At 45.9% G+C, this 18535-nt stretch carries 31 protein-coding genes; 1 reads left to right on the top strand and 30 read right to left on the bottom strand.

The features are described from left to right. Nucleotides 1-8 precede the first annotated feature (8 nt). The 4 genes from Q502_RS03270 to dnaN are packed head-to-tail and all read right to left on the bottom strand — an operon-like array spanning nt 9 to nt 3156. Nucleotides 9-389: a hypothetical protein gene (locus Q502_RS03270; RefSeq protein WP_099828940.1), complete on the bottom strand. Its 381-nt coding sequence runs from the start codon at nt 387-389 to the stop codon at nt 9-11. Next, nucleotides 386-1585: a type II secretion system F family protein gene (locus Q502_RS03265; RefSeq protein WP_099828939.1), complete on the bottom strand. Its 1200-nt coding sequence runs from the start codon at nt 1583-1585 to the stop codon at nt 386-388. The genes Q502_RS03270 and Q502_RS03265 overlap by 4 nt, the downstream gene beginning before the upstream one ends. A gap of 3 nt (nt 1586-1588) precedes the next feature. After that, nucleotides 1589-2056: a 2-C-methyl-D-erythritol 2,4-cyclodiphosphate synthase gene (locus Q502_RS03260; RefSeq protein WP_099828938.1), complete on the bottom strand. Its 468-nt coding sequence runs from the start codon at nt 2054-2056 to the stop codon at nt 1589-1591. After that, nucleotides 2053-3156, bottom strand: coding sequence for a DNA polymerase III subunit beta (dnaN, locus tag Q502_RS03255; protein WP_099828937.1), 1104 nt, complete (start codon nt 3154-3156; stop codon nt 2053-2055). Before dnaN ends, Q502_RS03260 begins: the two co-directional genes overlap by 4 nt. 108 nt (nt 3157-3264) lie before the next feature. Here dnaN and Q502_RS03250 point away from each other — a divergent pair, with 108 nt between their 5' ends. Beyond that, nucleotides 3265-3942, top strand: a complete 678-nt coding sequence (locus Q502_RS03250) for an endonuclease V (protein ID WP_099828936.1) — start codon at nt 3265-3267, stop codon at nt 3940-3942. Here Q502_RS03250 and Q502_RS03245 read toward each other — a convergent pair. From Q502_RS03245 to rplP, 26 genes are all read right to left on the bottom strand, one after another. Further along, nucleotides 3927-4877 (bottom strand): ROK family protein, encoded by a 951-nt coding sequence (locus Q502_RS03245; protein ID WP_099828935.1) that lies wholly within the window; start codon nt 4875-4877, stop codon nt 3927-3929. The two genes, Q502_RS03250 and Q502_RS03245, sit on opposite strands and share 16 nt — an antisense overlap. Nucleotides 4878-4890: 13 nt before the next feature. Next, on the bottom strand, nt 4891-6447 hold the full coding sequence (gene rho, locus Q502_RS03240) for a transcription termination factor Rho (RefSeq protein WP_374704101.1): 1557 nt from the start codon (nt 6445-6447) through the stop codon (nt 4891-4893). A 231-nt stretch (nt 6448-6678) separates the two neighbouring features. Further along, the gene (gene fsa, locus Q502_RS03235; protein ID WP_099828933.1) at nt 6679-7335 is read right to left on the bottom strand and encodes a fructose-6-phosphate aldolase; all 657 of its coding nucleotides are present in this window, start codon (nt 7333-7335) and stop codon (nt 6679-6681) included. A gap of 38 nt (nt 7336-7373) precedes the next feature. Beyond that, nucleotides 7374-7856: a 50S ribosomal protein L17 gene (rplQ, locus tag Q502_RS03230; RefSeq protein ID WP_099828932.1), complete on the bottom strand. Its 483-nt coding sequence runs from the start codon at nt 7854-7856 to the stop codon at nt 7374-7376. Nucleotides 7857-7877: 21 nt separating this feature from the next. Beyond that, a complete protein-coding gene (locus Q502_RS03225; RefSeq protein WP_180977908.1) occupies nt 7878-8897 on the bottom strand; it encodes a DNA-directed RNA polymerase subunit alpha in 1020 nt (339 codons plus the stop codon). A gap of 54 nt (nt 8898-8951) precedes the next feature. Then, nucleotides 8952-9578, bottom strand: a complete 627-nt coding sequence (gene rpsD / locus Q502_RS03220; RefSeq protein WP_099828930.1) for a 30S ribosomal protein S4 — start codon at nt 9576-9578, stop codon at nt 8952-8954. Between the two features lie 16 nt (nt 9579-9594). Continuing rightward, on the bottom strand, nt 9595-9981 hold the full coding sequence (gene rpsK, locus Q502_RS03215; protein ID WP_099828929.1) for a 30S ribosomal protein S11: 387 nt from the start codon (nt 9979-9981) through the stop codon (nt 9595-9597). An 18-nt stretch (nt 9982-9999) separates the two neighbouring features. Then, nucleotides 10000-10368: a 30S ribosomal protein S13 gene (gene rpsM, locus Q502_RS03210; RefSeq protein ID WP_099828928.1), complete on the bottom strand. Its 369-nt coding sequence runs from the start codon at nt 10366-10368 to the stop codon at nt 10000-10002. 12 nt (nt 10369-10380) lie between these two features. Further along, nucleotides 10381-10497 (bottom strand): 50S ribosomal protein L36, encoded by a 117-nt coding sequence (rpmJ, locus tag Q502_RS03205; RefSeq protein WP_099828927.1) that lies wholly within the window; start codon nt 10495-10497, stop codon nt 10381-10383. After that, nucleotides 10494-10739: a translation initiation factor IF-1 gene (gene infA / locus Q502_RS03200; protein WP_099828926.1), complete on the bottom strand. Its 246-nt coding sequence runs from the start codon at nt 10737-10739 to the stop codon at nt 10494-10496. The genes rpmJ and infA overlap by 4 nt, the downstream gene beginning before the upstream one ends. A gap of 12 nt (nt 10740-10751) precedes the next feature. Next, nucleotides 10752-11504 (bottom strand): type I methionyl aminopeptidase, encoded by a 753-nt coding sequence (map, locus tag Q502_RS03195; protein ID WP_099828925.1) that lies wholly within the window; start codon nt 11502-11504, stop codon nt 10752-10754. Beyond that, nucleotides 11497-12156 (bottom strand): adenylate kinase, encoded by a 660-nt coding sequence (locus Q502_RS03190; RefSeq protein ID WP_099828924.1) that lies wholly within the window; start codon nt 12154-12156, stop codon nt 11497-11499. The genes map and Q502_RS03190 overlap by 8 nt, the downstream gene beginning before the upstream one ends. 2 nt (nt 12157-12158) lie before the next feature. Then, complete coding sequence (gene secY / locus Q502_RS03185; protein WP_099828923.1) at nt 12159-13460, bottom strand: preprotein translocase subunit SecY; 1302 nt, start codon at nt 13458-13460, stop codon at nt 12159-12161. 2 nt (nt 13461-13462) lie between these two features. Beyond that, the gene (gene rplO, locus Q502_RS03180; protein WP_099828922.1) at nt 13463-13909 is read right to left on the bottom strand and encodes a 50S ribosomal protein L15; all 447 of its coding nucleotides are present in this window, start codon (nt 13907-13909) and stop codon (nt 13463-13465) included. 13 nt (nt 13910-13922) lie between these two features. After that, complete coding sequence (gene rpmD / locus Q502_RS03175; protein ID WP_099828921.1) at nt 13923-14111, bottom strand: 50S ribosomal protein L30; 189 nt, start codon at nt 14109-14111, stop codon at nt 13923-13925. Beyond that, entirely contained in the window at nt 14111-14716 is a 606-nt protein-coding gene (gene rpsE, locus Q502_RS03170) for a 30S ribosomal protein S5 (protein ID WP_099828920.1), read from the bottom strand. Before rpsE ends, rpmD begins: the two co-directional genes overlap by 1 nt. A 13-nt stretch (nt 14717-14729) precedes the next feature. Then, on the bottom strand, nt 14730-15098 hold the full coding sequence (rplR, locus tag Q502_RS03165; protein WP_099828919.1) for a 50S ribosomal protein L18: 369 nt from the start codon (nt 15096-15098) through the stop codon (nt 14730-14732). A 17-nt stretch (nt 15099-15115) separates the two neighbouring features. Beyond that, on the bottom strand, nt 15116-15670 hold the full coding sequence (gene rplF, locus Q502_RS03160) for a 50S ribosomal protein L6 (RefSeq protein ID WP_099828918.1): 555 nt from the start codon (nt 15668-15670) through the stop codon (nt 15116-15118). Nucleotides 15671-15683: 13 nt separating this feature from the next. Beyond that, nucleotides 15684-16088, bottom strand: coding sequence for a 30S ribosomal protein S8 (gene rpsH, locus Q502_RS03155; protein WP_099828917.1), 405 nt, complete (start codon nt 16086-16088; stop codon nt 15684-15686). Between the two features lie 13 nt (nt 16089-16101). Continuing rightward, nucleotides 16102-16287, bottom strand: a complete 186-nt coding sequence (locus Q502_RS03150; RefSeq protein ID WP_099772033.1) for a type Z 30S ribosomal protein S14 — start codon at nt 16285-16287, stop codon at nt 16102-16104. Nucleotides 16288-16299: 12 nt separating this feature from the next. Beyond that, a complete protein-coding gene (rplE, locus tag Q502_RS03145) occupies nt 16300-16860 on the bottom strand; it encodes a 50S ribosomal protein L5 (protein WP_099828916.1) in 561 nt (186 codons plus the stop codon). Nucleotides 16861-16876: 16 nt separating this feature from the next. Next, nucleotides 16877-17197, bottom strand: a complete 321-nt coding sequence (rplX, locus tag Q502_RS03140) for a 50S ribosomal protein L24 (RefSeq protein ID WP_099828915.1) — start codon at nt 17195-17197, stop codon at nt 16877-16879. A 12-nt stretch (nt 17198-17209) separates the two neighbouring features. Continuing rightward, a complete protein-coding gene (rplN, locus tag Q502_RS03135; protein WP_099828914.1) occupies nt 17210-17578 on the bottom strand; it encodes a 50S ribosomal protein L14 in 369 nt (122 codons plus the stop codon). Next, nucleotides 17575-17880 carry a 30S ribosomal protein S17 gene (rpsQ, locus tag Q502_RS03130; RefSeq protein ID WP_099828913.1) on the bottom strand — a complete coding sequence of 102 codons (306 nt, stop codon included), beginning with the start codon at nt 17878-17880 and terminating at the stop codon, nt 17575-17577. The genes rplN and rpsQ overlap by 4 nt, the downstream gene beginning before the upstream one ends. 6 nt (nt 17881-17886) lie before the next feature. Next, complete coding sequence (gene rpmC / locus Q502_RS03125; protein WP_099772028.1) at nt 17887-18087, bottom strand: 50S ribosomal protein L29; 201 nt, start codon at nt 18085-18087, stop codon at nt 17887-17889. After that, nucleotides 18087-18512, bottom strand: coding sequence for a 50S ribosomal protein L16 (gene rplP, locus Q502_RS03120; RefSeq protein WP_006492352.1), 426 nt, complete (start codon nt 18510-18512; stop codon nt 18087-18089). Before rplP ends, rpmC begins: the two co-directional genes overlap by 1 nt. Nucleotides 18513-18535 lie beyond the last annotated feature (23 nt).

Genomic DNA, 18535 nt, shown 5'->3' with positions numbered 1-18535 from the left:
CCCAAGTCTCAATAAGTGACCTTCCCCGTAACCGGCTGGATAGTCAATACACTGCCATCAGCAAAATTCAGCGTTGTCGAACCGTTAAGAATTACTATAGACCCATCACCGTTGAATCTTATTCTGAAACCTTCGGGATTCTCCCACAAGCAATCCTCAAAAATATCACCCGTTGTCGAAGACAACCTTCTAGTTCTGAAATCATAGAAGAGCTCGACTGGTCTTGAACGAACAATTGCCTCAAGTCGTTGGCTTTCAATGAAAGAATCGAAAGCTGTTTTGCTGAGGCCAATCTTTAGCTTAACTATGATTTCAGACGAAACCAGTACGACGCCGCTGATACACAGAGAGACCAGGACCAGACAGCACAACAACTCGGTCAAACTCATCCAATACTTTGCTCCATAGCAAAGACTGCACCGTATATCGTTATTGCCAGGAAACCAATGAACCCACCAATAAATAATATCATTATTGGTTCCACAAGCGAAACAAGTTTCTTGAGTGCGTTCTGAACTTGCATATGATAGAAATCCGCAACTTTTAACATCACTTCATCAAGCTTGCCGGTCTCTTCACCAACAGCAACCATACTAACGACAATGGGCGGAAAGACCTTCTGGCGCTCCAAAGCAGCATTGATGCTTTCCCCACCCTTTATTCCTATTATTGCATTGCCCACTGCTTTCACAACTCTTGGACTCTGAGAGACTTCTCCGGCCAGTTCCAAAACGGTTGGCAGATCGACTCCACTGGCAACTAGGACAGCAGTCGTCCGAGTGAACCTCTCCATTGCCGTCATGTTTCTCAAATTCCTAATCGGAGGGATCAACTTACCAATGTTTTCCTTGACAACGTTTCCATATCTGCTCTTGAAGAAAAAGTAGCCTCCGATCAACAATCCGACAAGCATGACAAGCAACAGAGGCCAGTGATTCTCAAGAATGCTGTTCATACTCAGGAGAATTGCCATCGCTCCTTCTGGCTGAAAGTTTCCACCAAAAGCGCCGATCAGGTTCGGCAAAATGAAGAACGAGATCATCCCAACTATTCCAACTGCAAAGACCATCATGAAGAGAGGGTATGACATAGCTGACTTCACTTGATTCTGCAGCTCGACCATCCCTTCGTAGAAGTCGGCAACCCGTTCTAGTGACTCGTCTAGCACTCCACCCGCTTCTCCGGCCTTAACCAGATTGGTGAAGAGGGGCTCGAATACACCCGTCTTTTCGAGAGACTCGCTGAAGCTCATTCCACCTTCTATATCCAGGACCACCCGAGTCACAATCTTTCTGAATCTTCTTGAAAAGAAAACCTGAGTTGAAAGAACCTGAAGAGCGTCTCTTATTCTCACACCTGAGGAAACCATGGTTGCCAATTGCCTTGAGAAGATGCTGACTTCCTTTTGCGAGGCAGGGAACATTGAAGCTCTTGTGGAAGCATGTGAAGCGGACTGCTTGATTGAACTTACGATATACCCTCTGCTTGAAAGGATCTGAAGCGCCTCTAGTTTGGAGTTCGCAGCAAGCTTGCCTTTTTCTGATTTTCCCTTGGTGTTGATGACTTCATAGCGGAAATCGGGCATCTTTCACTCCACCCTCCTTAAGAGACAGACTGCGTAGGCCTTAGCAAAACCGGGACTGCTGCCGTTCCCCGATTTCGGTTTGATGTTCACTAGCTCGCTCTCTATCCCAAGAGCACTGGCAACATTGTCTATCATTGACTGGACAAAACCGGCCAGCCTTATTTCTTCGATAACGACCACAGAATCAACGTTGGTCACTTCCCAGCTGCCTTTGATCAAGTCTGCCGTTTCCTTGAGAAACTCAATACTCCTGCGATCTTTGTTAGAGCTGTTTTCCGGATACCTGAGGCCGATGTTTCCAAGAGAGCAAGCCCCAAGAATCGCATCTACTATCGCATGACTCAAAACGTCACCATCTGAGTGACCGGAAAGGTACAGTGAATCAGATACTTTCAAGCCACCCAGAAACAAACCTTTGCTTCCGGCGACAATAGGATGAACGTCATGACCTATTCCAACCCTTGTGTTCATATCAGCCTAATAGGCATAATAATATAGGTATACCCCTGAATATCCACAGGATTCATCTGAAGGGGACTATTCGAATCTACGAAATTCAGTTCTACCATTTCGGAATCAACCTTCTTCACTGCCTCTGACAGAAATCTAGGGTTGAAAGCGATAATTATGTTGTCACCCTCTTTGCTCGTCTTAATAACCTCGATCGATTCTCCGTGATCTGGACTACGAGCAATTATCTTGAACTCCTCATCGTTTATCTCAAACTTAACGGAATCAGATCCCAGTCTTGCAGCGATTGAAGCTCTTCTAACCGCATCGGAAAAAGTAACTGCGGGAAGAACAACCCTAGCTTTAAATGACTTTGGGAGAACTTTCTTGTAGTCTGGAAACTCCGCATCGACGACTTTGGTAACTATTTCGGTACCGTCAAAGAAAAACTGGACACGAGAACCGTCGTAAACTACTCTCATGACGTCGGACATCGCAGCCTTCAGACTATTCTGAAGATCTCTCATGCTCTTCAACGTCAGCAAAAAATGATCTTCGATACTGAGGTCTATCCTCTCTTCAGAGAGGGCCATCCTGAACCCATCTGCGGCAACTAGGCGAACATAACCATCGTCGAATTCCCAGTATACACTGTTCAGATTTCTCATGAACTCATCTCTGGCAGCGCAAAATATCACCCTGTCTATCATCAACTCAACCGATGAGACCGATACAGTGAAGTCAAGCCCCCCCGCTGCAGCCTCTATATCAGGAAAATCCCCTGGATCCATAGTAGGAAGAGTGAATCGGGCACTTCCCAAACGAATAACCACATTAGTCTCTTCGGTCTCAAATATTACTTCTCCTTCCGGGAGATTCCTTACTATCTCTAGAACCAGACGGGCATCGATAACGAAATCACAACTTCCATCAATGTACTTGGGCTTCAGCTCGGTGGTAATAGCTGTTTCGAGATCAGTTGCCACAAGCTTGATGGTTGACTCATCCTTCATCGAGAAATATATGCCTGAAAGAATCGGTTTTACGCTCTTTGACGCTACTGCACCGGAAACCGACTCCAATCTAGTGAGGATTTCGGAACGAGCTACGACGAATTTCATCATACACCTCCACACTTGATGAGCTTTTCATAGATTATAACATCTATGTGGCATAATCATTATGATAAGCAGCAATGGCAGATTGTTATCCACTGGAGAGCGAGAGCGTTGAACATAAGACATATTCATTCGTGGAGCATGGAACCAAATCAAGCGATAGCTTTGCAAAACAAGCTCGCCAATCAGCTCGTCTTGCACACTCGGATCGCGAAACCACGCCTGATAGCCGGAGTAGATGTCTCTTTTCCATCAAGAGCTACTGCCCTAGCAGTTGTAGTAGTAATGGAATTCAGCACTTTACAAGTTGTCGATTGCTTCCATGCAATCGGAAAGGTTGATACACCTTACATTCCCGGACTTCTTTCCTTCAGAGAAGGCCCCACAATTCTCAACGCTCTATCAAAATCTTCTGAAGTCGATTTGCTTTTCTTCGACGGCCATGGAATCGCCCACCCAAGGGGGATTGGTATAGCCTCCCATATTGGTCTCTTCCTAGAAACACCAACCATAGGAGTAGCCAAGAGACTTCTTTTCGGGCGGCTACATAGCACCCCTGTGGACAAGGGAAAGAAAAGCCCAATAACCGCCCCGGATGGTAGGCTGCTAGGGTACGCGTTATGTACTAGACAAGGAGTGAAACCGGTATATGTCTCTCCAGGCAATCGGATAACTCCGGAACTCTCTGTTGAAATGGTTTTGAAGACTACCGACAAGTACAGAATTCCCGAACCAACCAGACAGGCTCACATAATGACGCAGAAGCTTAAGGATCAACTTAGCCTGTAGAAAACTATCGATGCCGCGCCGGTTATACCCGCGTTTTCTACCAGCCTGCTGAGTGTAATACTATAAGTTCCAATGAATGAAGGCATGACAAAAGCAGGCATCTTTCTCAGAATACCGTCAATAAGCAGATCTCCCGCTTTACTTATCCCGCCCCCGATAACGATATGCTCAGGATTGAAGACATGGATGAAATTGCCAATTGCGATTGCCATAGCCTTTGTCACTCTCTCCACTATCATTGTGGCTGCTAGGTCTCCCCCTCGCGCTGAATCGAAAACGACCTTGGCAGTTATTTCCGGTGCGGAAAACATTGAGGATTTGGGAAACCGCTTTGAATACTCTCTGGCCATTTTGACAATGGCGGTGGCAGATGCAAGAGACTCCAAACATCCATGAGAACCACATCCACATAGAGGACCCTCGGGTTCCACAATTGTATGTCCGAGCTCTCCACCATAACCGCTGCTACCCGTCATCAGTATTCCATGGGTAATCACGCCTCCTCCAACCCCCGTGCCAAGGGTAAGTCCTATCATGTGCTGGCTTCCTTTGAACTCCCCAAAGGCCCATTCTCCAAGAATAAATGAGTTTGCATCATTCTCCACGAACGTCTGGACTCCGGTTATCTTTTCCAGCATCGATGCAAGTCCGAATCCTGACCAATCGGGGAGATTCGGCGAGAATAGCACGGTACCTGTGTCATGATCTATCGAGCCGGGCGAACCGACCCCAATACCAAGTATTTCGGAGGAACTAACAGTTGATTCGAGAAGAAGCTCCTTTATCGCTTCCCCAATTCTTGTAACAACGGTGATCCTACCATCGAAGACTCTAGTGGGAATCATCTTTTTCTCAATAATCCGGCCGTCTTCTTCAACTATTGCAATCTTTGTTTCGGTACCGCCAAGATCAATACCTATAACGTACTTAGCCATTTGCATCTCCAGTCTAATACGACTTTTTCTCCATCTCTATCAAGTCCAAGAACTCCTCATTTGTGGCGGTTCCACGTAGTTTTTCCATGATTAGTCTCAGGCCCTCTTCCTCTGACATTGATGAAAGCATTCTCCTAAGAACCCAAACCTTCCTAAGAATATCGGAAGGAAGAAGAAGCTCTTCTCTCCTTGTTCCTGAGAGGGTTAGGTTGATCGAAGGAAACATTCTCTTATTGGCAAGCTGCCTCGACAGGATCAATTCCATGTTTCCAGTACCTTTGAATTCCTCAAATATGACCTCATCCATCTTGCTCCCGGTTTCGACAAGAGCAGTAGCGATTATCGTAAGGCTTCCACCCTCTTCAATGTTACGGGCTGCTCCGAAGAAGTACTTGGGTTTGTACAAGGCAGAAGGATCCACGCCACCGGAAAGTAGTTTTCCGCTAGGCGGAACATACAAATTGTAAGCCCTTGCAAGCCTGGTTATACTGTCAAGGAGGATAACAACATCGTAATTGAATTCCACTAATCTCTTGGCCATCTCGATTGTCATCTCAGCGACTCGTATCTGCTTCTCTGGATGCATGTCAAACGGAGCCGCAATCACGTGTGCATTTGTGCTTCTTCTGAGATCGGTGACTTCTTCAGGTCTCTCATCAATAAGTAAGATAATCCTAACCGTATCGGGATGATTTTCAGCAATGCCATTCGCCAGTTCCTTCAGAAGTATCGTCTTACCCGCCTTAGGAGGCGAGACAATTAGCCCTCTCTGTCCTTTTCCTATTGGTGAGAAAAGGTCAACCATTCTTGTACTCATTATATGGGGATCTGTTTCCGTAATAAGCATGTCTTCGGGATGGATAGGAGTAAGATTCTGAAAGGTTATTCGTTCAGCAGCGAAGTTGATTGCTTTGTGGTTAATGGCTTCAATCCTCAGAAGAGCGAAGTACTTCTCCCCCTCCTTTGGCGGCCTGACCTGACCTGCAACTGTATCCCCGCTGGTAAGGTTGAATCTCCTTATCTGTGACTGACTAACGTAAATATCGTTGGAACTCGGCAGGAGATTATTGTCCAGAGTTCTTAAGAAGCCATATCCTCCATCAGTTATCTCCAGAACTCCTTGATCAAAGAAGTAGCCGTAGGATTCGGTTTGAGCCTTTAGAACAGCGAAGATCAAATCCTTCTTTGCCATCTGCGTATAGCCTTGTACGTCATACTTTCTGGCAAGTTTATATACCTCCCTGATAGGCATAGCCTGAAGCTGGGAAATATCGATTTCTACTTCCCTGATGTTATCCTTGTCTTTGTCTTTATCTTTGTCCTTTTCTCTTTCCTTCCTTGGGATCTCTTTGACATCGCTCGGGATGCTTTCCTTTCCAGTCTCCTTGGTCACTGAATTCTCTGCTTTTGAGTCATTGGGGTCTTCTTTACGTAGAATTTCAACTCCATCTTTTTCCTCAGCAATCTTTCTAGAAGCGGTCTTCACGGGCTCATGACTCTCTTCGGTTTTTTTCGATTCAGTCTTCTTTCTAATCGTTCTCTTTCTTGTTGCCTTTTTTTCAGCAACCACTTTTTCCTCAAGTTCACCAGGTGTTTCTTCTGTTTTCTTTTTTCTTGGGCTCAAATTTGACGGTACATTCTATCAACCACTGGAAGAATGTACCTACCCTCCTTCCGTGTTCTTGAAATTGATAAGATTATGAAGCTAATCGTACTTGTAAGAAAGCATAGGAGACCTGTCTCCGGCGAGGTACCAATTCTTTCAGGAATAATATACCACTTACGAAGCAAAATTCAAAGCTTATTGACCTTGTTGTTTCTCATAGCGCTTCCAGTCTTCGGTGAACCTCTCTATCCCAATATCTGTAAGCGGATGATTGAATAGTCTGAGAAGCACATCAAAGGGTATTGTCACAATATCCGCACCCATCAAAGCGGCCTCTAGTACATGCATAGGATGCCTCACGCTTGCAACGATGATCTCAGTACAATAGCCATAGTTCGCAAAAATGTCAACGATCTCCTCAACTATTCCCATCCCTTTACTAGCAATATCGTCCAGCCTTCCAACAAATGGGCTTACGTATGTAGCACCTGCCTTCGCAGCTAGAGTAGCCTGAAGCGAATTGAATATAAGCGTTACATTTGTCCTAATCCCTTCACCACTAAGGGTTTTCACTGCTCGCATCCCGTCTTTTGTCATTGGGATTTTAACAACAACATACTCGCTAAGAGAAGCCAACTCTCGCGCTTGTGATACCATATTCTCAAAATCCGTTGCCGTAACCTCGGCTGACACAGGACCCCTAACGGTTTCGCAGATTTCCACAACACGTTGTTCGAACTTCACGCTTTCTCTGGAGACAAGCGTTGGATTAGTCGTGACTCCATCAACCAGTCCAAGCTTCATACCCTCTCGAATCTCGTCAATGTTAGCTGTATCAAGGAATATCTTCACTTTCGTACCTCCGAAGAATGGCTACCTTTCGGTAGCCATCATTTTTTGTCCTGTTTCTTTTCAGTCTTCTTCTCGGGCTTCTTTTCCTGTCTTTCTTCGTTGTCAATGAGTTGGAGGACGGCCATCTCACTAGCGTCTCCTCTTCGCATACCCAGTTTCACAATCCTTGTGTATCCGCCGTTCCTTTCGAGATACTTGACAGCTATCTCATCACATATCTTCTTAACTAGCTTCCTGTCATTGAAATTTCTGTTGATTTCGCGGCGCAAAGCAAGATTTCTAGACTTGAGCTCCTGCGATTCGCTACTCTCGGAATCCTTAGCGGCGATTTCCGCCGACAGTATTGTAGCCTTCTTTGCTTTTGTAATTATGCTTTCTACGAACGGCCTTACCTCTTTAGCCCTAGTTACCGTCGTTACTATTGTCCCGTGTTCAAACAGCTCCCTAGCCAGGTTTCGCATCAGAGCAACTCTCTGGCTATGGGGCATATTCAGTTTGCTTCCACTAACTCTATGACGCATCTCTTATAGGCCTCCTCACAATCATTCTTTCTTGAGCACGATGTTGAACTTTTCTCTCAGTTTCTTAACGACTTCAAGCATTGACTTCTCACCGAAATTTCTGATCTTCAGAAGATCGGCCTCACTCTTGTCAAGAAGATCGCCAATTCTGTTTATCTTATCTCGTTTAAGGCAGTTAAGAGATCTCACTGAAAGATCAAGTTCTTCGACCTTCTTCGCAGCGACGGAGTTTGAGTCTTGTTCATCCGCCTGAGAAACTTCTGAACTCATCTCACTCTCTTCGGTGATTGTCTCTTCTTCCTCTGGCTCGATGGTTGATCCGGTTAGTCCTTGGGTCGGTTGACCAAGCCCGCTTGAAACAACCTCAAAATGCCTTATAAGGATATCAGTTGCTCTCATCAAAGCATCAGAAGGAGTTATCGATTTCTTCGTCCAGACGTCGAGAACGAGTTTATCATAGTCGGTCCTCTTTCCTACACGAACGTTCTCTGTCTGGAAGTTGACTTTCAATACCGGACTAAAGATTCCATCAATGTATATCATTTCTACGTCGTGCTCGATCTCCATCTCTGAAACAGGGACAAATCCTCTTCCTATCTCTGCGAAAAGCTCAATATAGACAACCGAATCCGTGTTGAGAGTAGCCACATATTGCGATGGGTTTACCACTTCAACACCGGTGGGAGTCTTTATATCCCCTGCAGTGATAACCCCAGGTCCTACCTTTTCAAGAGTTAGTTTTACTGCGTCAGAGAACTCTAGAGCAGGTTTCAGCTGGACTTTCTTGAAATTGAGGATGATTTCAAGGATGTCCTCTTTAACTCCGTCGATAACATCGTATTCGTGATACTTCCCAGGTATTTTAAGCTTTGTGATCGCCATACTAGGTATCGATGAGAGTAGAACCCTCCTTAGCGAGTTCCCAATAGTAGTGGCGTATCCTCTTTCCATTGGAGAAAGGATGAACCTTGTGAAATAGCTGTTCTGATCCTCTCGTTCTTCTTCAATTCGCAAGTTCTTGGGCATTATTGATGTCAACATTATTTCGCCCAGAATTCGGGCACACACCTCCTTCCAAGAAGGTAAGAATCGGATTTACTTGGAGTAGAGCTCGATAATCGACTGCAGATCAACTGGAATCTCTACTTCTTCGGTTACAGGGTATCTCAGGTAGGTCCCTCTGAATGTCTCGTAATCTACCTCAACCCACGGATAGGCTGTTCTTTCTTTCGATGCTTCTACCGCTTCTTTGATCGGTACGACCGCTCTGCTCTTCTCTCTGATCTCCACGATATCACCGACTCTAAGGTTAAAGGAGGGTTTATTGACCCTTCTACCATTGACTAGGACATGTCCATGGTTAACCAGCTGTCTTGCCTGTCTCCTGCTGGATGCAAATCCCATCCTGAAGACCATGTTATCTAGTCTTGATTCAAGGATCTTAACCAGAGCGCTTCCTGTCTCTTCACTCTTTCTCAAAGCCGCTTCGAAATATCTTCTGAACTGTCTCTCAAGGACTCCATAAATCCTCTTGACTACCTGTTTCGATCTTAATTGCATTCCGTATTGAGTAAGCTTTCTTGTCGAGGCTCCGTGCTGTCCAGGTGCTACAGGTCTCTTGACTTGAGCACATCTTGGTGAAAAACACCTTTCACCTTTTAGATAAAGCTTGAACCCTTCGCGACGACAAAGCTTACACACTGGTCCTGTATATCTGGCCATTCAACTCCCTCCTAAATCAGACTCTTCTTCTTCTTCTTGGCCTGCAACCGTTATGAGGCAGTGGCGTGATATCCTTAAGCGTCTCAACAGTGAGACCTGCCGCTTGAATAGTTCTGATTGCAGCTTCTCGTCCCGAACCTGGGCCTTTAACTTCTATTCCTACTCTTGTGATTCCCAACTTAATAGCTTCTTTGGCTATCCTGTCTGCGCCAAGTTGGGCAGCATATGGTGTGGATTTTTTCGAACCGGAGTATCCGGCAGTTCCGCCTGAAGTCCACATAAGGGTATTACCCTCGGGATCCGTCAGGGTGATTATTGTGTTGTTGAAAGAGGACTTTATATGTATTACCCCTCTATCAGTAGTTAGCTTTTTTCTCTTCTTGGCTGCTGGTCTCTTTGCCATTCGCTTTTACCTCCCGTCTTAGCTCTTCTTCCGAATCTTACTGGCTCTAGAACCCTTCCTTGTTCTTCCGTTGGAATGTGTCTTTTGACCGCGAACAGGAAGTCCGTTTCTGTGCCTGTAACCTCTATAACTTCCAATCTCGATTAGTCGCTTGATTGACCTGTCAACTTCGGTCCTTAGCTCACCCTCAACTTTGTAGTGCTCGTTGATGAATTTCGCAATTCTACTTACTTCCTCGTCTGTCAGGTCCTTTGCTCTTTTGTCACCGTTGATCTCAGTTCCAGTAAGAATCTCGTTTGCTCTTGTGTACCCTATACCGTAGATATAGGTCAGGGCAACGAACGTCTTCTTATTATTCGGAAGCTCAACACCAAGGATACGTGCCATCTATATCCCTCCTCAACCCTGACGCTGGTTGTGCTTTGGATTTTTCTCGCATACAACTCTTATTCTTCCATTACGTCTAATAACCTTGCAGTGTTCACATCTCTTCTTTACCGAAGCGCGGACTTTCAATTCGTTTCTCCTCCTTTGTCTATCCTTTTTCGATAAACAATTCTTCCTTTGGTCAGGTCATATATTGAAACCTCTACTACGACCTTATCGCCGGGGATCAACCTGATGAAGTTCTTGCGCATTTTCCCAGAGATGTGAGCAAGAACAGAGTGGCCGTTTTCCAGTTCGACCTTGAAGGTCGCGTTGGGCATCGATTCCACAACTATTCCATCCATCTTTATAATATCGCTCTTGTCCGACACCAGTGATCCTCCTCACAGTCTGGAAAGGATTTTTGGACCGTCTTCCATAATCGCTATGTCATGCTCAAAATGAGCTGCACGCGACCTGTCCTCAGTAACTACGGTCCATCCGTCTTCCAGGGTCTCTAAACTGTAGTGTCCGCTCGCAACCATGGGTTCGATCGCAAGGGTCATACCTGTTCTCAATAGCATTCCGCTTCCCTGTCTTCCATAATTGGGCACCTGAGGATCCTCATGAAGACTTACGCCCACTCCGTGGCCTACATAGTCTCTTATCACAGAAAAACCTGCGCTTTCCACGCAGCTCTGAACAGCGAAGCCTATGTCACCGAGCCTATTGCCGGCAACGGCCACTTCAATACCCTTGCAGAGCGCCTCTTCCGTCCGCTCCATGAGTAACCTGTCTTTCTCGCATAAATAACTTCCTACAACAAAAGACCTTGCGGCGTCTCCGATGAAGCCATCTTTGACTACTCCACAATCGACAGAGACGATATCGCCCTCAGAGAAGACTTTCGCTTTCAAGGGAAACCCGTGAATAACTTCTTCATTCACTGATACACAGAGAGTATAAGGGTATCCATTATAGCCCTTGAATGCGGGGATGCCACCTCTTCTATTGATCACATCTTCAGCTGCTCTTTCCATATCGTTCGCAGAAGCTCCTTCAACTGCGTAAGCTTCTACGACTGCCAACACCTCCGCAACGATCTTCGCAGCAAATTCGATTTTACATATTTCTTCTGGAGATTTCAACCTAACCATGTTTTGCCTTCTCCAGATGATCAACGATTTGGGCTGTGACACTATTGATTTCTCCTGAACCATCAACCTCTATTAGGTTTCCCTTTTCTTCTGAATAGTAGTTGACAACAGGCTCAGTCTTTTCCAAATAAACTCTATACCTTGCCCGCACAGTTTCAGGTTTGTCGTCATCACGCTGAACCAGCTTACTGCCGTCAATGTCACATCGACCTTCATTTCTTGGCTTCAGCGTCAGGAGATTGTAAACCTTACCACATTCGGAACAAACTCTCCTGCTTGAAATCCGGTTCACAACTTCCTCTTCAGTCGCATTTACTAGGAGTGAAACATCGATCTTCTTCTCGAGCAACATAAGCATTTCGTCAAGAGCTATTGCCTGTTCGACAGTTCTTGGAAAGCCATCAAGTATGAATCCGTACTTTGCGTCCTCTCTTGACAACCTCTCCCTAACCAGGTCGATCATCAGGTTATCGGGGACGAGAAGCCCTCTGTCCATTATCTCTTTGACCTTAAGTCCGAGGTCAGTGCCAGCAGCCACGGCTTCCCTCAACATATCGCCAGTGGATATGTGCGGAATATCGAATTTCTGGGCTAATCTCTTTGCCTGCGTCCCCTTTCCTGCGCCAGGAGGACCCATGAGAATCACATTCATACTTATCTCCTTCCTCGCAACTTGCCTTTCTTTACAAATCCCTCATAGTGTCTGACCATGAGATGCGTTTCCATCTGCTGAAGGATATCAATCGCAACACCCACAGCAATCAGCATTGAAGTTCCTCCAATAGCGAGGCCGCCAATGCTGAAAATCCCGCCTATAACTAACGGAAGCAACGCAATTACAACCAAAAAGACGGCTCCCATGAAGACAACTCTGTTCAGAACTCTCTGAATGTATTGTTGAGTAGAAAATCCGGGCCTGATTCCTGGGATGTATCCTCCGTAGTTACGTATATTATCCGAAACCTCCCTCACATCGAAAACCAAAGAGCTATAGAAGAACGTGAAGAAGAAAACCATTCCACCATACAGGAGAATGTATACGGGAGAAGTCTGGGCAAAAAGTGACTGAATTACATTCCTACCGCCACTTCCCTCAGGAAAGGCAGTAGCAATAAACTGAGGTAGCATCATTATTGCAGAACTGAATATTATCGGAATGACTCCACCTTGATTAACCTTAATGGGAATGTGGGTAGAAACTCCCCCATAGACCCTTCTGCCCGTAACTCTTCTGGCATACTGCACTTCAATCCTTCTCTCCCCCATCTGTACGTAAATAATGGCAACAACTGTGAAGACAGCTATCGCTAGTAAAATCGCCCACTGAACTGGCGACAACGCGACTACTACCTGCATTATAGAAGCAGGGTATCTGGCAACTATTCCTCCGAAGATAAGAACCGATATTCCGTTCCCGATTCCCTTCTCGGTAATTCTCTCACCGAGCCACAAAAGGAACATTGTACCACCTATAAGAGTGGAGGTGGACAGAAGAACAAACAGAATTCTATTAGGAATTGCCATTATTGCAGTGTTAGAAGAGAGGCCAAATGATATAAGGAATCCTTGAAGACTCGCAAGTCCGACCGTCAACATCCTCGTGTAGCGAGCGTATTTCTTCTTTCCCTCTTCACCTTCCTTGAGCATTTCCTTCAGACTCGGAACCACAGCAGTGAGAAGTTGAAGCATAATCTGCGCGTTTATGTATGGAGTAACACTCATCAGAAATATTGAAAACTGCTCGACTGCCCCACCTGTGAAAACATCAAAGAAGCCTATGAATCCTCCGGCCCCGCCTTCAGATAGAGCCCCAAAGTAAGTTGACCAGGCCTGGATATTAATACCGGGGATTGGTATATAAACCCCTAGTCTGAAGACAGCCAGTGCAAGGAATGTGAAGAGGATTCTGTCTCTGAGCTCAGGAATCTTGAACGCGTTCTTCAGGGCATTCCACATTGTCAGATCACCTCTGCCTTTCCACCAGCAGCTTCAATCTTCTCCTTGGCAGTAGCGCTAAATGCATTTGCCTTGACGACGAAAGACTTAGTCAATTCACCTCTCGCCAATATTTTCACTCCGTCTTTGAGATCTTTCAGTATCTTGTTCTTGACGAGTATCTCGGGCGAAATCTCGCTACCACTTTCAAATCTCTCTTCGAGAGTCGAGATATTTACAGTTGCATACGCTATAGAACCTCGGTTTTTGAACCCTTTTTTTGGTGTTCTTCTGAATAGGGGTGTCTGTCCGCCCTCGAAGCGTGCAGCCACCTTGCCTGTCGCTCTTCCCTGGCCTTTGTGGCCTCTGGTGGCGGTCTTTCCCATTCCCGAACCGGTACCGCGTCCTATTCTTTTCTCTCTTGTTCTCGAACCGGGCGTCGGACTTAGATCCTCAACTTTAAAAGCCATCTTCCTACCCCCTTCAGTCATCAAGTTCTTCAACAGCAAGAAGATGTCGCACTGCATTCACCATGCCTCTAATCTGCGGAGAATCAGGCTGAACCACTTCACTGTCCAGCTTTCCAAGACCAAGTGCCTTAACCGTCTTCAGCTGTCTTCTGTTATAACCAATCGGACTCTTTATTAATCGAATTCTCAAACTCTTTGCCATTACTGACCTTCCTCCTCGTTGACTCCGTGGAAAACCGCCTTCAGAGGTACGTCCCTTAGCTTTGCAAAATCCTGGGGAGATCTTAGGCTAACCAAACCATTCAGAGCAGCTCTAGCCATATTGAGCGTGTTCGATGATCCAAGGGACTTCGTTAGGATATTCTTGACCCCTGCCAGCTCAACGACCGCCCTAACAGGCGAGTTAGCAATAATTCCCGTTCCTGGACCGGCAGGCTTAAGCATTATCTTTGCAGAATCCTGTCTTCCAATTGTCTCATGTGGTACGGTTTCGTTTCTTACCGCAACTTCAGTAACATTCTTCTTAGCTTCTAGCACTGCCTTCCTGATTGCAGTGGGGACCTCCCTGGCACTACCAATTCCAAGACCGACCTTTCCATCTCGATTGCCCACAACTGCAACAACTCTAAAAGACAAGTTCTTGCCGCCGGCCACCACCTTCGTCACTCTACGTATTTCAATGATTCTTTCTTCAAATTCGTTGTCTTCAACCTGCTTTTCCACAGGGGCGTTTCTGGAAGCTCTGGGGCTTCTTCTTCCATCGCGTGAAGATTTCGAATTGCGATCATTCTTCATCTCTTCAGCCATCTTCTTCACCTCCTCAGAACTGTAGTCCACCTGCTCGAGCGCCCTCGGCAAGTGACTTGACTCTTCCATGGAACTTGAATCCTCCACGGTCGAAGACCACGCTGGTGATTCCCTTGTCTTTCGCCTTCTTTGCGAGGAGCTCCCCAACCTTTTTCGCAGCATCGACATTCCATGACTTCTCAACAGAACCTCTAATTTCCTTGTCTACCGTCGAGGCCGCAACAAGGGTTACTCCCTTAGAATCGTCTATTAGTTGAGCATATATGTGCTTCTCGCTTCTGAAGACTGCTAGTCTCGGTCTTTCCGATGTTCCGGAAACTGCAGACCTGACGCGAAGATGTCTCTTTCGCCTTTGTTCCTTTTTATCTTTATGTTTGAACACTCCAGCCGCCTCCTTGATTAGACCTTCTTACCGACTTTAGTTCTGATTGCTTCTCCCTTGTAACGTATTCCCTTTCCGGAATAAACGATCGGTATTCTCCATCGCTTGATGTTCGCAGCAACCTGGCCAACTAAGTACTTGTCAATTCCTTTGACAACTATAGCCTGCGGCGCTGGCACTTCAAACTCTATTCCAGCAGGAGGATCGACCTCAACCGGATGAGCGTAACCGAGATTCATTACAAGCTTCTTTCCTTGAAGCTGAGCTCTGTAACCTACTCCAACGATTTCGAGTTCCTTAACAAACCCTTGTGTAACACCCACAACCATGTTGTTTATTAGCGACCAAAAGGTCCCGGCATACTTGGCCAATCTCTTGTAATCGCTCTTTCTTATCACAACATCCTCATTTGACTTCACCCAGAGCTCTTTTTCGTCGGCTTCGATCTTCACAAGAGGAAGGAGTTCCTGTTTCAGCTCGCCTTTCGGTCCCTTCACAGTGATCAAGTTTCCTTCGATTTTGTATGATACACCAGCAGGGATTTTTATGGAATGTTTAAGTAGTCTAGACATCAGAATTCCCTCCCTACCATACGTAGCAGATGACTTCGCCGCCGACGCCTTGCGAACGGGCCTGCTTGTCTGTCATCACTCCGCTGGAAGTACTTATAATTGCTATTCCCATACCTGACTTTACCTTCGGAAGTTTGTCCTTGTTCACGTACATCCTTCTGCCAGGTTTGGAAATTCTCACGATTCCAGAGATGACGTTGATCTTGTGCCTTCTGTCTCCCTTGTACTTCAAGAAGACTTTCAAGACACCCTGTTTGCCATCCTCTATGTATTTATAATCGTCTATATAGCCTTCCGCCTTCAGAATATCAAGCAACTTCTTCTTCAGATTTGAAGCCGGTATATCCACGCTCTCCTTGAAGGCAGCGTTGGCATTTCTTATTCTAGTGAGCATGTCGGCTATGGGATCACTCCACATTACATTTCCCTCCTCACCAGCTTGCTTTCTTCACACCGGGGAGTTTTCCCTCGGAAGCCAGCTGTCTAAAGCACACTCTGCAAAGACCGAACTCTCTATACACTGCTCTAGGTCTGCCACAAAGATTGCATCTGTTATATTTCCTTACTTTGAACTTGGGTTCTCGTTTCCACTTTTCGATTAATGATTTCTTCGCCATGCACCTACCTCCTTAGACCATGACTCTCTTGAAAGGAAGTCCTAGAAGAGCAAGCAACCTTCTGGCCTCCTCGTCAGTCTTGGCCGTGGTAACAACTATTATGTCCATTCCCTGAACTCGTTTTATCTGATCAGGCACAATTTCGGGAAAGACTAGCTGTTCGGGAAGTCCCATTGCATAATTGCCTCTGCCGTCAAACGAGTCCGGATCAACGCCTCTGAAGTCCCTCAGCTTCGGAAGAACAATATTTATCAGCTTGTAAAGGAAGTTGTACATCCTTGGACCTCTGAGGGTAACCTTCAATCCCACCGGCATTCCATCACGAAGTTTAAAGTTGGCTATACTCTTCTTGGCTTTCGTCACCACTGGCTTCTGTCCCGCTATCGTCATCAATTCCTTACCATGGAGATCGAGAAGATCCGCATTTCTAGATCCCTCTCCAATACCCATGTTTACTACTATTTTGGAGACTCTTGGCACTTCCAGCCTGTTCTTATAACCAAATTCCTTAGTCATGGTAGGGACTACTTCATTTTCAAATCTATCTTTCAAAGGGACGTATTCGTATGCCATCAACAATTCCTCCCCATTAGACCTTATCGATTATCTCGCCGCACTTCTTGCAGGCTCTAACCTTTTCGCCATTCTCAAGGATTTTGTGCGCAACTCTCGTAGGCTTATTACAGTTGGGGCAGACAACCATCACTTTCGAAACATATATTGGAGATTCCCTTTCAATTATTCCACCTTCACGGTATTGATTGGTTGGTCTCTGATGCTTTTTCGTGAAGTTGACACCCTCAACTATTATCTTCTTCTCCGAGGGAATTGTCTTAAGAACTTTGCCCTTCTTGCCCCTGTCTTTACCAGATATCACCATTACAATGTCTTCTCTCTTCACTCTACTCATTTGCGTCACTCCTCACCAGACTTCCTGGGCTAGAGAAGCTATCTTGGAGAATCCCTTATCCCTTATTTCTCTAGCAACAGGTCCAAAGACGCGTGTTCCTCTGGGCTGGTTCTGCTTGTCAATAATCACCGCAGCATTGTCATCGAAGCGAATGTAGGTACCGTCTGGTCTGCGAATCTCCTTCGCCGTTCTAACAAGAACGGCCCTCACTATATCGCCCTTCTTGAAATCTGTGTTCGGCGCCACATCCCTCACTGCAGCAACTACTATGTCACCAATGGTTCCCGATCTCTTTCTGTAACCACCGGTAACCTGAATGACCTTAATCATTCTCGCACCGGAATTGTCGGCGACCTTCAGGTAAGATTCAGACTGGATCATTTCTGGTCACCTCCGGAGCCTTCAACGGCCTCGGGAGTCTCAGAAATTTCTCCTGTATAAATATCCTTCTTCAAAACCTTGACAAGTCTGAATTTCTTCATCTTGCTCAACGGTCTGCATTCCTCGATCTCTACTGTGTCTCCCATTCCAGCAAGACCATTGGGATCATCTGCGTGATACTTCTTAGTAGTTTTCATCGTCTTCCCATAGAAGGGATGTATATGCGTTCTTGTTACACTTACTACAATCGTTTTATCCATCTTGTCACTTACTACCGTTCCTACTAGTGTCTTTCTTGGCATGGCGGACTACCTCCTTATCCCCAGCTCACGACCGCGAAGGATAGTCTTTATCCTGGCTATGTCGCGCTTTACTACAGTTATCTGGGAATGGTTCTTCAACCTGTTCATTTCCAGCTGGAACCTGAGGTCCATCAGCTTTCTTTTTGAATCTTCGAGCATCTGAGTGAGTTCTTCATCGGTGAACTTTTGAAGTTCGACTGCTTTCATCAGAGCTCACCTCCTATCTGATACCTCGGTACTATCTTTGTTCTGATAGGTAACTTAGAAGCAGCTTTTTCGAGAGCCTCTTTCGCAAGCTGGTCAGGCACTCCTCCTATTTCGAACATGATCTTCCCGGGCTTCACGACAGCTACCCAGCCTTCGACATCTCCCTTTCCCTTCCCCATTCTCACGCCAATACCTTTTGATGTAATAGGTTTGTCAGGGAAGATTCGAATCCAGAGATTACCATTCCTCTTAAGTGTTCTCGTAATCGCAATTCGGCAGGACTCGATCTGCTGAGCAGTTATCCAGTGTGGTTCGAGAGCCTTTATTCCCCATTCACCAAAGTGAACGATTGTCCCGCCTTTTGCCTTGCCGTTCATCTTACCTCTTTGTTGCTTCCTGTATTTTACCCTTTTGGGCATTAACATTATGAACTACCTCCCCTCTTGCA

Source organism: Mesotoga sp. Brook.08.YT.4.2.5.2., assembly GCF_003351125.1.
In the GTDB taxonomy this organism is placed as follows: domain Bacteria; phylum Thermotogota; class Thermotogae; order Petrotogales; family Kosmotogaceae; genus Mesotoga.
This window is presented reverse-complemented; position numbering and strand designations above follow the sequence as displayed.

Excerpts from the sequence above, each read along its gene's own strand:
- Q502_RS03265 (WP_099828939.1), bottom strand. The coding sequence starts at position 1,585 with ATGCCCGATTTCCGCTATGAAGTCATCAACACCAAGGGAAAATCAGAA.
- rpsK (WP_099828929.1), bottom strand. The coding sequence starts at position 9,981 with ATGGCAAAGAGACCAGCAGCCAAGAAGAGAAAAAAGCTAACTACTGAT.
- rpsQ (WP_099828913.1), bottom strand. The coding sequence starts at position 17,880 with ATGCCAAGAAAGACACTAGTAGGAACGGTAGTAAGTGACAAGATGGAT.
- Q502_RS03225 (WP_180977908.1), bottom strand. The coding sequence starts at position 8,897 with ATGTTGACATCAATAATGCCCAAGAACTTGCGAATTGAAGAAGAACGA.
- rpsH (WP_099828917.1), bottom strand. The coding sequence starts at position 16,088 with ATGTGGAGTGATCCCATAGCCGACATGCTCACTAGAATAAGAAATGCC.
- secY (WP_099828923.1), bottom strand. The coding sequence starts at position 13,460 with ATGTGGAATGCCCTGAAGAACGCGTTCAAGATTCCTGAGCTCAGAGAC.
- rplX (WP_099828915.1), bottom strand. The coding sequence starts at position 17,197 with ATGAGTAGAGTGAAGAGAGAAGACATTGTAATGGTGATATCTGGTAAA.
- rplE (WP_099828916.1), bottom strand. The coding sequence starts at position 16,860 with ATGGCATACGAATACGTCCCTTTGAAAGATAGATTTGAAAATGAAGTA.
- rpmD (WP_099828921.1), bottom strand. The coding sequence starts at position 14,111 with ATGGCAAAGAGTTTGAGAATTCGATTAATAAAGAGTCCGATTGGTTAT.
- Q502_RS03190 (WP_099828924.1), bottom strand. The coding sequence starts at position 12,156 with ATGAATGTGATTCTCATGGGTCCTCCTGGCGCAGGAAAGGGGACGCAG.
- Q502_RS03245 (WP_099828935.1), bottom strand. The coding sequence starts at position 4,877 with ATGGCTAAGTACGTTATAGGTATTGATCTTGGCGGTACCGAAACAAAG.
- rpsE (WP_099828920.1), bottom strand. The coding sequence starts at position 14,716 with ATGGCTGAAGAGATGAAGAATGATCGCAATTCGAAATCTTCACGCGAT.
- rpsD (WP_099828930.1), bottom strand. The coding sequence starts at position 9,578 with ATGGCCAGATATACAGGACCAGTGTGTAAGCTTTGTCGTCGCGAAGGG.
- rplQ (WP_099828932.1), bottom strand. The coding sequence starts at position 7,856 with ATGCGTCATAGAGTTAGTGGAAGCAAACTGAATATGCCCCATAGCCAG.
- Q502_RS03150 (WP_099772033.1), bottom strand. The coding sequence starts at position 16,287 with ATGGCGAAGAAATCATTAATCGAAAAGTGGAAACGAGAACCCAAGTTC.
- Q502_RS03260 (WP_099828938.1), bottom strand. The coding sequence starts at position 2,056 with ATGAACACAAGGGTTGGAATAGGTCATGACGTTCATCCTATTGTCGCC.
- rpsM (WP_099828928.1), bottom strand. The coding sequence starts at position 10,368 with ATGGCACGTATCCTTGGTGTTGAGCTTCCGAATAATAAGAAGACGTTC.
- map (WP_099828925.1), bottom strand. The coding sequence starts at position 11,504 with ATGGTTAGGTTGAAATCTCCAGAAGAAATATGTAAAATCGAATTTGCT.
- rplF (WP_099828918.1), bottom strand. The coding sequence starts at position 15,670 with ATGTCTAGACTACTTAAACATTCCATAAAAATCCCTGCTGGTGTATCA.
- dnaN (WP_099828937.1), bottom strand. The coding sequence starts at position 3,156 with ATGAAATTCGTCGTAGCTCGTTCCGAAATCCTCACTAGATTGGAGTCG.
- rplP (WP_006492352.1), bottom strand. The coding sequence starts at position 18,512 with ATGTTAATGCCCAAAAGGGTAAAATACAGGAAGCAACAAAGAGGTAAG.
- rplO (WP_099828922.1), bottom strand. The coding sequence starts at position 13,909 with ATGGCTTTTAAAGTTGAGGATCTAAGTCCGACGCCCGGTTCGAGAACA.
- rplN (WP_099828914.1), bottom strand. The coding sequence starts at position 17,578 with ATGATCCAGTCTGAATCTTACCTGAAGGTCGCCGACAATTCCGGTGCG.
- Q502_RS03270 (WP_099828940.1), bottom strand. The coding sequence starts at position 389 with ATGAGTTTGACCGAGTTGTTGTGCTGTCTGGTCCTGGTCTCTCTGTGT.
- rpmC (WP_099772028.1), bottom strand. The coding sequence starts at position 18,087 with ATGAAAGCAGTCGAACTTCAAAAGTTCACCGATGAAGAACTCACTCAG.